We start from the raw sequence: 12,337 nt of genomic DNA on the forward strand, positions 1-12,337 counted from the left end.
CGCCTAATGCCGACTCTATACATTTGCTATGTGGCTCTCTACCGCTGTGGGCACCACGACACTACCAGGCTCCAAATAAGAGAAAGCCCGACTAGCAATAGTCGGGCTTTTTTACGTCTGCAGGAAAGTGAAAATATTAGTTATAAGCCGTCAGCTATCAGCTGCACAGCGTTAACTTGACCACCTTATCATGGGTTGAGTATCTCGAAATCTATGGGTAAAAGAACGCGACGACCACCTCAGAGCCTAATACATACTCTACCGCTGTAGGTACCGCGACATTCTACTGCGTTGTCGCTAAGAATAACGTATCAGCATCAGGTAGCAAATCCATATAATACCAATCCGCAATAATACTCAATCATTTTGCGGGGCTAAACGTGCCGCTACCTGTGTTAAAAAATTCTCATTTAGAACAACTAAATAGCGAATTTTTTGCCTAGCTATCACCCCGTTTTTCCTGCCTCAAAATAGACCGCTTAATTAAGCGAATTGGTATAAATTGGTAATAAATACTCAAATAAGGGGATTGCACCCTTATTTTTGCATGATACATTTCTGATCTTACTTGAAAAAAAACCAATGAGCCCAAAGTCTACTTAATCAACACTTATTTTAATAGAGCCTATCATGTCGTTATTACCTTCATCTTCCAGCGTTAAACAATTCGTATATTTAGCACAGCAAATAAGAGAGCATGAGGGTAATGCTGCAAAAGCCAGTGGTTGTGATCTGTTTAGCCTAATGGAACGAGCGGGGCATGCCGCCTTTTTAAATTGGAAGTCATTCAATGCACAGCAGACTCTAGTACTAGTAGGGAGTGGCAATAACGCAGGAGATGGCTATATTGCGGCTAGCCTTATTAAGCAAGCCGATAGACATGTAGTGGTGTGTGCCGTAGATGAAAATAAAGAATTAACCGGCGATGCTGCAAAAGCACAAAAGCGCTGGATTGATGCCGGTGGTGAAATTTGTAACTTTAGCGCTGATGCACTCGATGAGTGTGATGTAATCATTGATGCATTACTGGGCACTGGTCTTGAAAATACGGTACGCGATAATGTTGCCACTTTAATTAAAGCGGCGAATGAAAGCACTAAACCAATACTCAGTATTGATGTGCCATCAGGTATAAATGCTGATACAGGCCAACCTTTAGGTATTGCAATTAAAGCCACTAAAACAATTACTTTTGTAGGGGTAAAACAAGGGTTAACAACGGCTGCGGGTAAACAGTATGTTGGTGAACTTATCTTTGATGACTTGGCTATTGGCGAGTCATTCGTAGAATTAGCAAGCCCTTCGGGTAAGCTTATTAATATCAATAGATTTAAAGGCTTAGGCCCACGTGCTCTGAATAGTCATAAAGGTAGTTATGGAAAATTACTGTGTATTGGTGGGAATCAAGGAACGGCAGGTGCTATCAGATTAACAAGCGAGGCAGCGCTTAGAGCTGGTGCTGGAATGGTCAGAGTGTATACCCATGAAAGCTTAATTATGCCAGTCAGTTTTGGCCGACCAGAGCTTATGGTAAGTAGTAATAACTTGCAACACGCATTGGAGTGGGCAAGCTGTGCTGTTATTGGCCCAGGCCTTGGACAAGACGAATGGGCGCAAAATACCTTTAATCAAGTCATTGAGTATTGTACACGTAATAATATGCCTTTAGTTATTGATGCTGATGCACTTAATTTACTCGCTAAACAAGCTTCACCGAAAATGCCCATGCGGTGTGTACTTACCCCGCATCCGGGCGAAGCCTCTCGATTATTAAAGATGTCGACTGGGGAGATAGAGTCTGATCGGTTCAGCTATGTTCAACAATGTGCTAAACGTTACTCAGCAGTTTGTATTTTAAAAGGCGCAGGAACTTTAATAGCCGATGGTAAGCATACTTGGGTTTGTGAAGAAGGAAGCCCTGCGCTTGCTGTTGGCGGTAGCGGTGATGTTCTTACTGGTATTGTAGGGGCATTACTTGCTCAAGGGTTAGATTGTGCTGAGGCGACTTGCTATGGTGTTACACTGCATGCTAAAGCGGGTGATATTGCTGGGCAAAAAAATGGAGAGCGAGGTATGCTACCTAGCGATCTGTTTTGTATAATAAGGCGGTTAATTAATAATATAAAACCATAAGATAAAAGCATTCATATTAATTTTGTTCTTTTTTGATAAATCCATTAACCTTCTTATACTTAGTTAACGCTGTTTGGTTGTAACTGAGGTTAAAAATGTTAATACAGAAAAAAATGTATGCGGGAAGCTTATTACTTATCGTTTTCTCTTTGCTCGTTTTAACCGTAATTATGCAATGGGTAATAACGCCAATTATAAAAAATGAAGCTATTTCTGCAGCTAAGTTACAGGCTAAAGTAATCGGAGAATCATTTGCTAAGGATTTAGGAAAAAGTGCAGCATTAACTAAAAGCTTATCTGTTGTTGCTCAAACACTTCCCCTTGATAAAGATCAATTTATTAAAAATTTGGCACCGTTAATTGCTAGTGGTACAGGTATTGCCGGTGGTGGAATATGGCCAGAGCCAAATATGTTAGATGCATCAGCACAAAGGGCATCTTTGTTTTGGGCTAAGGGCGATAATGGTCAATACACTTTATTAGATGACTACAACCAAGCTGATAGCAGTCCATATCAACAAGAAAGCTGGTATACAAGTGCTGCTAACGCTCAACCAGGCGCATGTGTTTGGTCTGAGGCTTATGTTGATGCAGTTTCGAATGTGCCTATGGTAACTTGTTCCGTTAAAATTGAGCGTAATAATCAGTTTTGGGGAGTCGCTACTTTAGATATAGAGCTTTCTCATATTGAAAAGTCACTCCTTGCTGAAAACCAAGCAACCGGTACCTACAGTTTTATTATTGATAGTGCGCAGCAGTTTGTTTCTATTCCTGCATTTAGAGATACGAATTTAGCCATGCTAAATTTTTCACAAGCTGTAAGTAAAGATAGCTCTTTACAGCCTTTAGTTAACGCCTTGAAAAATGAAGATAGACTCGTAGCTGAGTTTAGTTCAGGTGTCATAAAGGGGGATAGCTCAATTCTAGTGACATTCTCACTGCCGGAGCAAAAGTGGCGCTCTGGCGTGATAATTCCAACAGCGATTGCAAAAAAAGCAGCTAATACGCTGACATATTATTTGTATGGTTCATTCATTGTACTCATTGTTATATTTATATCGGCATTATTAGTCTTTGGTAAGCGATTAGTTAAGCAAATAGAGCAGACTTCGGCGCAAGTTAGGTCATTAATGCAAGGGCAAACAGATTCTAAATTACCAATATCAGGGGATGATGAAATGAGTCATCTTTGCGAAGCTATTAATGATTACGGTGATCATCTTATTAAAATTCTTGGGCTGATTAAAGAAGAGGCGGCCTCAGTAAAAAACAATGCTGAATCTATTGATAACTTGAGTAGTAATAGTCAGCAACGCGCACATGAACTAATGCAAGAAAATGAACTGTTAGCCACGGCTATCAATGAAATGTCGATAGCGGCTTCATCGGCATCAGAAGATATTGGTGGCGTTGCAGATATCACCGCTAAGTCATCAGATCTTGTAAACTCTGGATTTAATGTTATTGAACAAAACGCAGAATCTATCCAGCTGTTGTTCAATAAACTAACTGAGTCGTCCAATGCAATATCACAAATCTCTGAAGATTCACAGCAGGTTGGTTCGGTATTAGATGTGATTATGAATATTTCTGAGCAAACTAATTTACTTGCGCTTAATGCTGCTATTGAGGCTGCTCGTGCTGGTGATTCTGGAAGGGGGTTTGCGGTCGTTGCTGATGAAGTTAGAACACTGGCACAAAGAACGCAACAATCAGCTGGTGAAATTGAAACCATGATCAGTCAGTTACAACAAGCGGCTGCAAAAGGAGTCAGTGTTATTCAAGAATGCCGAGAGTTCTCAGAAGTGGTCAATGATCGTTCAAATACAACACGCACGCAATATGAAAATATAGTCGATGCATTTAACGACATTAAAGGGCGCTCAGCAAGTATTGCCGTAGCCACTGAAGAACAGGCTCAAGTAACCGTCAATGTTAAAAAACTAGCGGAACGGATCCGAGAAATATCAGGGCAAAATGCCGCCGATGCCGAAGACTTTAGAGAAGTAAGTAAAGCCTCTAATAGTCAAGCACAAAGGCTATACGACATTAGTCAGCAGTAACTCAATAAAAAAATCCAAGCCTTGCTTGGATTTTTTATATAAATTTGTTTATTAATTTAAAATTGTGAGGATTTAAAAGTCTATCTATGAAGCTCGCCAGCTCTTTCTGGTTGATAAGTTACCTCTTTAATAGTTACTGTTATTAACCCTCCGCCTGGCTTTGGCCATTCAATTTGATCTCCTTGTGAAAGGCCAAGCAATGCACTACCAACAGGGGCTAAGATTGATATTTTGTTGCCACTTGAGTCAATATTCTTCGGGTAAACAAGCGTTAAAGTAAACTCCTCACCTGTAGACTCAACAACAAAGTTCACTGTTGAATTCATAGTTACCACGTTTGAGGGAACTTCGTGTGGCTCCACTATGTTAGCTCTACCAAGTTCTGCTTCAAGTTCTTTTTCACCCGCAAAACTGTTCGCAGGTAATGATTCCATTAGCGCATACAATCGATCTGCATCCAGTGATGAGATGATTATTTCAGGTTTAGTATTCAACTTAATATCCTTAATCATGTTAAATAAAATTTACTCTGGGTATAGCTTGCAGGAACTCAGTTGCATTGGAATACACTGAGATAATTTTATTGTTGCCTTAGTGAGTATATTTTATCTCTATTGCTAAAAACCCAGCCGAAGCTGGGTTTTTATTTGAGCTAAGTGTTTAGGGGATGATTACATCATGCCGCCCATGCCAAATATAAGTTATTGATATTAATGCTAGTTTAGGTAATTTAAGTATGGGGTACCCTGTTTTGTACCCCCGAGCATGAGTTATGACTTATTTTTTAATAAATTAGTAGGCAACAGATCTAGTCCCAGTTCCTTTAAGTACGAATTATGCTCATCTAAGGCCTTAGAAATATCTTTTTCAATACTTGTCAGTTGCTCATGCACTTCTTTTAAATCGACTTTAGCCTCGGCAACTGCGGTACTAACATAACGCGAGATATTCAGGTTAAATTCGTTCTTTTCAATTTCCTCTAAGCTAACTCGACGTGCATAGCGCTCCTCTTCTTTACGAAATTGATAGGTATCAACGATCTTGTCAATATCTTCATCACGCAATTGATTTTGGCGCTTGCCGCTACCAAAATGCTCACTAGCATTTATAAAAAGTACATCATCGTATTTTTTGCATTTCTTCAAAACTAAAATACAAACAGGAATACCTGTTGAAAAGAACAAGTTTGAAGGTAGACCGATTATCGTATCAATATGCCCATCTTTCAGTAATTTAGTACGGATACGAGCTTCGGAGCCTCCTCTAAACAGTACACCATGAGGCAGTATAATTGCCATCGTTCCTTCATCACTTAAGAAGTGGAAACCGTGAAGTAAAAAGGCAAAATCGGCAGCAGATTTAGGTGCTAGCCCGTGGCTTTTAAAACGGAAATCTTCTCCTTGCGCTTCAGTTGGTTCCCAACGATAGCTGAAGGGTGGATTTGCGACTATCGCGTCACATTTTAACTTTTTAGCAGGGTTCATTTCATTGAGCATATCCCAGTCATTGAGAAGGGTATCACCGTGGTGAATATCGAACTCAGTATCTTTAACCCCGTGTAGCAGCATGTTCATTCTGGCGAGATTATAAGTTGTTATGTTCTTCTCTTGTCCGTATATTTTACCAATGCCATCGGTGCCAAGACGTTTACGAACGTTCAATAATAATGAGCCTGAACCACATGCAAAATCCATTACTTTATCTAATTTTTTCTTAAGTCCCGTTGCAGGCTCTTGACTATCTAAAACCACTATACGCGACAAAATATCGGAAATCGGTTGAGGAGTGTAAAACTCCCCTGCTTTTTTACCGGAGCCAGCTGCAAACTCACCTATTAGATACTCATAAGCATCACCTAAAATATCTGTATTTGTTGAAAACTGGGCAATACCCTCAGATATTTTTTGAATGATAATGCATAACTTAGCGTTACGATCTGCTGGCTTTTTGCCTAACTTTTCTGAGTTAAGATTTATTTCCGAGAATAGGCCTTGAAAACTACTATCAAAGCTGTGATTTTCAATGTATTTAAAACCTACCTCTAAGGTTCGCAGCAATTCATCATCTTGCTTACGTGCCATTTCAGCGATACTTGTCCATAAATGATTTGGCTCAATGACATAATGCAACTTACGGCGCATTTGTTTCTCAAAAAAGGCTTTATCTTGATCAGATAATTCTTGGTAAAAAACAGAAAGTGGTGCTCTTTTATCGTCCTCGTCAAGATTGGGATAATCTCTGCCTAATTCCTTTTTTGCTGCTGTTTCATAGTTATCCGACAGATAACGTAGAAATAGAAATGACAACATATAGTCACGAAAATCATCAGCATTCATTGCCCCGCGTAAGCTATTGGCGATATCCCAAAGGGTCGTGCCTAATTTGTTAAGTTGTTCTTGCGTCATGTTAGTTGGTCTCTGCTAGCTGTTCTATCTGCTCTAATTGTGCTGTTGGCTGTTCTTGTGCCTCAGCTTCTGGAAAAAGTTCTGGGTTAAATCGGTAGTTATTTAAAAAGTCACTTAAAATACGTCTAAAGTGACCCTTGTTTTCATCAGTCATTTCCATGGGTTCAAATAGGGAGTAATTACCATGGCTCAAAATATTGATTATTCGTGCATGCAAAATACCATCAGGATCATCTTGCCCTTGTTTTATACACGCAGAAAAACTTTTAAAACCATGAAAAGTTGCGGTTTTTTCAAGAATGCTACGCAGAATAGTGAAGTGATATGTAAATAAACCACCGGATTCAGATGCTTGGTATAATTGCTCTAATAAAGCTACATGATGAAAAAAAGGGGTTGAATTTGTATAACGTAATTTATAAGTCTGAATAGCTTTGTCATAGCTTAAAAAATAAGGTTGGAGTTTTTTCTTTTCGTTAAGCTCATTCCACATCACATTGAAAAATAAAGTGTGATGTGATGAAATTACCGTTTTGATTGTACCATTCGCATTTTTAAGTAATTGAGCTAAATGGCTAGCTACAGCTATTGCGTTGTTGTCATCCAATGATGAAATAGGATCATCTATATACAAATATTTAACCCAATCATAGGCTTCCTGTTGATCTACTGCTAGTTGAGCTACAGCCAAAAAGAAACACCAAATAAAAATATTCTCTTCCCCACGAGAAACTTTGATTTGTTCAACAGTTTCAGCACCTGCTACACCCATTATTTCCCGAGTGAAACTCACAACGGAATTATCATAATCTATAATAAAATCAAAATCTGCATAGCGACGTAAAAGTGGACGTATACGATTTTCCATTTCTAACTCTTGCAAGCCGTTAAAAAACCGGGAGTCTTGATTGAGCTTTAATACTCGTTGTTCGTCATTTTCTAAATCGTTGTCCCATCGGAATAGATCTTCAGTAAAGGCATTAAAATAAAGAGTATCGCGGTTGTCATCTTGTTTACCTATATCTTTAAACGCCATTGATAGACGCGTTTTACCAGTGCCATTGTAAGCAAATAGTAGAACTTGATTAATGCTAAGTGTTTTATTACCACGTTGAACTCCATTGTCCAACACATCGCGTAACCGAGCGGATACAGAGTCTAGTGAAGGGAAAATTAATTCACTCATACATTTATTTCATCCATTTTGGGTAAAATACTTTGTATCAAACCCTTTTTGTGTAATTTGAGTGTTTCTACCTTTTTATTTTGCAAAGAAATAAGTTTATCTAGCGATGAAAGAAAATTTGCAATTTTTTGTTGTTCATTAGGATTCGGGATATAAAATTTATATTTAATGAATCGCTTGCCATTAATAGAATTTATAGTTGCCCCTAAATCAGAATTCACCTGTTTTTTATAAGCATAGGTCTGAAAAAGTTGAAAGAGGAACTTTGCGGAGGGTGCTCTAAAAACGGTCATAAATGCGCCATGAGTGCAGATTGGTAATCCATCTGGAATTAATGCATTCTTCCCAATTAGCTTTTTAGAACCGTTGCGGACACAGATCAGAATATCATTTGGTTTTGAAAGGTTGATACCATTTACACTTGGGTCGACATAGACATTGTCATCAAGTTTGATTTCATTATCCTGAACATTTGATGATCTAAGAACTAGTAACCCTTCATCTTTAACATCAGTAGGCTTGTACGTTAGACCAGAAACAAGCTCACCTAATTCATTCAATGACGTTTCCTTCCAAGCTTCGTCTTCGTTAAATTCAGGAAACCTTAATTCTGGCACCTTTTCTCCTTCTACGGGGAAAAGTTGTTGCATAAGAGCTTTTTTATATGTTTTTAAGACTTCGTATTTTTGGCTTTGCGCAATGATTAACTGCTCTAAGGATGATAAGCAATCAGCAACTTTTCGTTGTTCAAGTAATTCATTTGGTGTTGGTAGTACGATGCTAAAAAAATCATTTGGTTTAATATTTAATAGTCCATCGCTTCTTGCTCCACTTGTAATAAAACGGCGTAATTGTTTCCCATGAGCATTACTGTCAAAATATCCCTGATAGAAATCTGGGATATAGTCTTCCTTGAACGTAAAACTTAGAAAAGCATTTGGAGCTGCTACTTCATCAAACTCCTTTAGTTTGTATACACACCCTTGAGCAAATTTTTTTGAATTTCCTTTGTTGTATGAAAAATCTCCTCTTTTTAGATGGATGTAATTTTTATATTGTTTACCAGAAATATCCCTACTAAATTTTGAAGTCTGCGAAACAAAGCCTTTACCAGCTGTAATACTTACAGTGATCAGTTTTTTTTCACCTACTTTAGTAACTATACGATTACTTAGTTCGGATAATGTTAATGGTTCCCATGGTAAAGACTTATTAAATTCAGGAAACCTCAACTCTGGTGCTAAGTATCTTTTTTCTTGCTTACTCATATGCTGCTAGCCCTGAAATTTCACGCCCTTGGGCTAATTTATGTAAGTGTGGAATGAGATCTTCCATTAATGCTCGCTCTACTGACCCACGCTCGCGCCAACTTAACTCAAGTGGCTCTAGAAAGTCAGTTAATTGTTCGCCATCAAAAATCATACGGTGCATTATGTTATCGACAAAGGTTTGAAGGTTTTCGTGATCAAGTGAGTGTTTAACTGCTATGTCATTTAATTCTTTGGTGAATTTATTTGCTTTAAATAGTTGATAACCTTCTCGAATTTGCTTTTCACTCAGCGCTACGTCAGTACTTAGGCTATTGATATAGTCAATAATATCGTCACGCTCTTCCATCAAATTTGCGTTGGCGTTGATCATATCGATTAGCTCTTTACGGGTCATTTTTTGTCTACTTGAACTCTGAGTTGAGTTAGCTATTAATCCAACAATATAATCATAATCAATTACTGCTGAAGCGAAGAGTACAAACTCAAAATCTAACTGTTGAACTTCATCTGTTGTCTCTTCACTATTTTGATCTTGTTTACGTTTAAGCTCTTGGGCGATTTCTAAGTATTGCCCTTTAAAACCACGTAAAGCGTCTACAGGTAATGCTTTTTCAACTGCTTGATGTTGCTCATTATTAAGCTCTGTATATTGATCAATTTGGGTCTTGAGCTTTTGTAACTCTTTAAAGTGGTTGATGAAGTCAACTTTGGCCGCATCGCCTTTTAAGTTGACTACATCAGATGGCGTGCATTCTAAGCCTTTGCCTGCCATAAAGGTATTTAACTTTTCAACCGCTGTTTTGTACTTTTCAACTACGACAGGCGCTGGGTCGACTAACCAAATCTCTTTGTCTTCATTTTCAGGGTTGTGACCAGAGAAACGAGCTATGGCTTTATCAACTTCGTCTTCTTGGCCGCGAAAATCGAGAATATTGCCCCATGGCTTGCTATCGTTTAATACACGGTTAGTACGAGAAAATGCTTGAATTAATCCATGATATTTAAGATTTTTATCCACATAAAGGGTATTAAGATATTTTGAATCAAATCCTGTAAGCAGCATATCGACCACTATGACAATATCGATTTTATTTTTATGTGGATAATCGGCGTTACTATATTTTTGGTCTTTAATACGTTGCTGTACATCTTGGTAATATAGGTCGAACTCGTTAATGGTATGATTAGTACCATATTGAGTATTGTAGTCGGCCAATATAGCTTTTAATGCTGCCTTTTTCTTTTCTGGTTCAACCAAGTTGTCGGCTTTTTCTTGTGGTAAATCGTCTTGTAATTGCTTTATGTCTTTTACGTTTTTTTCTACCGTTTTTACATCTGCTCCTTTATCGTCAGTCGTATTTACAGTATCTCCATCTTTTTCTTTTGGCGGTAGTGCGGGAGGGGAGAATACACAAGCAATATTCAGCGGCTTATAATTACCATCCTCAGCTTTCTTTTGCGTTTGTAAGAGCTTAAATTGCTCTACATATTCAATAGCATTATTAATCGAAGCAGTGGCTAATACTGCGTTAAAACGGCGTTCATTAGTAGCAGAGTCGTGTTTCGCTATAATCTCTTGCACCACCGCTTCTGGGGGGGGGATTACTTTTTTAGGCTTCTTCGTTTTTTTGGTACTGTTTCCATTATCTAAGCTCGCCTTTGTATTATTTTTACCAAAATAATCGATATGAAAACTCAATACGTTTTTATCTTCTATGGCATGAGTGATTGTATAAGCATGTAGTTCTTTTTCGAATATGGCCTCAGTGGTGACATACGATGCTTGCTTGCCATCCACTTGGATATAATTTGAGTTGTCAGTAAATATTGGTGTACCTGTAAAGCCAAATAATTGCGCTTCAGGGAAAAAGCTCTTAATAGCTTTGTGGTTATCACCAAATTGAGAGCGGTGGCATTCATCAAATATAAAGACAATACGCTTATCTCGTAGGGGTTCTAAGCGTTCTTTAAACGTTTGCTTACCTTCTTTGGTTTTGCTTTTATTGCGAACGCTGTTTTCGTCAAGAGCAAGGCCAAGTTTTTGTATAGTGGTGACTATAACTTTGTCAGCATAATCTTCTGAAAGCATTCGTCTTACAAGGGTTTCGGTATTGGTGTTTTCTTCAACACAACCTTCTTGAAACTTGTTAAATTCTTCTCTGGTTTGACGATCTAGATCTTTACGATCAACAACGAATAAGCATTTTTCAATATCTGGATTATCTTTTAAAAGCGTTGATGCTTTAAAGGAAGTAAGCGTTTTTCCTGAACCCGTTGTATGCCATATATAACCATTGCCTCGATTTTGATGGATACAATCGACAATAGCCTTCACTGCATATATTTGATATGGACGCATCATTAATAGTTTTTGTTCTGATTGCACCAGTACCATATAGCGGCTGATCATTTGACCCAATGTACATTTAGCTAAAAAGGCGTTGGCAAATTTATGTAAATCTCCAATTTTTTCGTTGTCTTCCTTAGCCATTTCATAGATTGGTAAAAATCGCTCATCGGCATTAAAACTAAAGTGCTCATTTCTGTTATTCGCAAAATAATAAGTACGGTGTTCATTACTGACAATAAATAACTGCATGAAACACATGAGTGTATTGCTATAGCCATTACCGATATCACTTTTATAGTTAACAATCTGCTCCATAGCACGACGTGTAACAATTTGATGATTTTTTAACTCGATTTGTACGACTGGAACACCGTTAATAAGCAAAATAACATCGTATCGATGGTGGCTATTGTCAGTGTTTATGCGTAATTGATTGATGACTTCAAATTCGTTTTTACACCAATCTTTGATATTAACTAAGGTGTAATGCAATGGCGTGCCATCTTCACGCTGAAAATAGCCTTGCTCACGCAGTGTTTGGGCGGCTGTGAATACATCGGCTGTCACTATTTCATCACGCAGACGCGCAAACTCAGCGTCTGTTAGTTTTACATAATTTAGTGCTTCAAATTTTTTACGGAAGTTTTCTTCAAGTGCCGCCTTATCGCGGATGTCTGGACGGTAGGTATACTTGAGGTCTTGAAGCTTGGTGATCAGGGCGTCTTCGATTTGTTGTTCTTTAGCCATTAATATCGTCCCTAGTTTGTTTTTGTATCCATGTGTTAATATCTTTACGCCTGAAGCGCCAACTGCCGCCAACCTTGAAGCCGGGGAGTTTGCCCTCAGCAGCTAATCTATAAGCAGTTTTCTCAGTAAGTTTGAGGTATTCCGCAAGTTCTTTAAGAGTGAGTATTTCGTCAGACATTTTG

At 38.3% G+C, this 12,337-nt stretch carries 8 protein-coding genes; 2 read left to right on the plus strand and 6 right to left on the minus strand.

From position 1 onward, the window contains the following. Positions 1-630: 630 nt before the first annotated feature. Positions 631-2,133 carry a bifunctional ADP-dependent NAD(P)H-hydrate dehydratase/NAD(P)H-hydrate epimerase gene (locus N523_RS0100005; RefSeq protein ID WP_028835531.1) on the plus strand — a complete coding sequence of 501 codons (1,503 nt, stop codon included), beginning with the start codon at positions 631-633 and terminating at the stop codon, positions 2,131-2,133. 95 nt (positions 2,134-2,228) lie between these two features. Next, the gene (locus tag N523_RS0100010; RefSeq protein ID WP_028835532.1) at positions 2,229-4,196 is read left to right on the plus strand and encodes a methyl-accepting chemotaxis protein; all 1,968 of its coding nucleotides are present in this window, start codon (positions 2,229-2,231) and stop codon (positions 4,194-4,196) included. 80 nt (positions 4,197-4,276) lie between these two features. On the opposite strand, the gene rnk is transcribed toward N523_RS0100010, so the two are convergent. From rnk to mads1, 6 genes are all read right to left on the minus strand, one after another. Further along, a complete protein-coding gene (gene rnk / locus N523_RS0100015) occupies positions 4,277-4,690 on the minus strand; it encodes a nucleoside diphosphate kinase regulator (protein ID WP_028835533.1) in 414 nt (137 codons plus the stop codon). Positions 4,691-4,966: 276 nt separating this feature from the next. Continuing rightward, on the minus strand, positions 4,967-6,601 hold the full coding sequence (locus N523_RS0100020) for a type I restriction-modification system subunit M (protein WP_028835534.1): 1,635 nt from the start codon (positions 6,599-6,601) through the stop codon (positions 4,967-4,969). A gap of 1 nt (position 6,602) precedes the next feature. Next, the gene (locus N523_RS0100025; RefSeq protein WP_028835535.1) at positions 6,603-7,787 is read right to left on the minus strand and encodes an AAA family ATPase; all 1,185 of its coding nucleotides are present in this window, start codon (positions 7,785-7,787) and stop codon (positions 6,603-6,605) included. Continuing rightward, positions 7,784-9,055: a restriction endonuclease subunit S gene (locus tag N523_RS0100030; RefSeq protein ID WP_028835536.1), complete on the minus strand. Its 1,272-nt coding sequence runs from the start codon at positions 9,053-9,055 to the stop codon at positions 7,784-7,786. Before N523_RS0100030 ends, N523_RS0100025 begins: the two co-directional genes overlap by 4 nt. Next, complete coding sequence (locus N523_RS0100035; protein WP_028835537.1) at positions 9,048-12,155, minus strand: type I restriction endonuclease subunit R; 3,108 nt, start codon at positions 12,153-12,155, stop codon at positions 9,048-9,050. Before N523_RS0100035 ends, N523_RS0100030 begins: the two co-directional genes overlap by 8 nt. Next, a complete protein-coding gene (gene mads1, locus N523_RS0100040; protein ID WP_028835538.1) occupies positions 12,148-12,333 on the minus strand; it encodes a methylation-associated defense system helix-turn-helix domain-containing protein MAD1 in 186 nt (61 codons plus the stop codon). The genes N523_RS0100035 and mads1 overlap by 8 nt, the downstream gene beginning before the upstream one ends. Positions 12,334-12,337 lie beyond the last annotated feature (4 nt).

It is taken from the genome of Pseudoalteromonas sp. 23_GOM-1509m (assembly GCF_000518425.1).
GTDB lineage: Bacteria > Pseudomonadota > Gammaproteobacteria > Enterobacterales > Alteromonadaceae > Pseudoalteromonas > Pseudoalteromonas tetraodonis.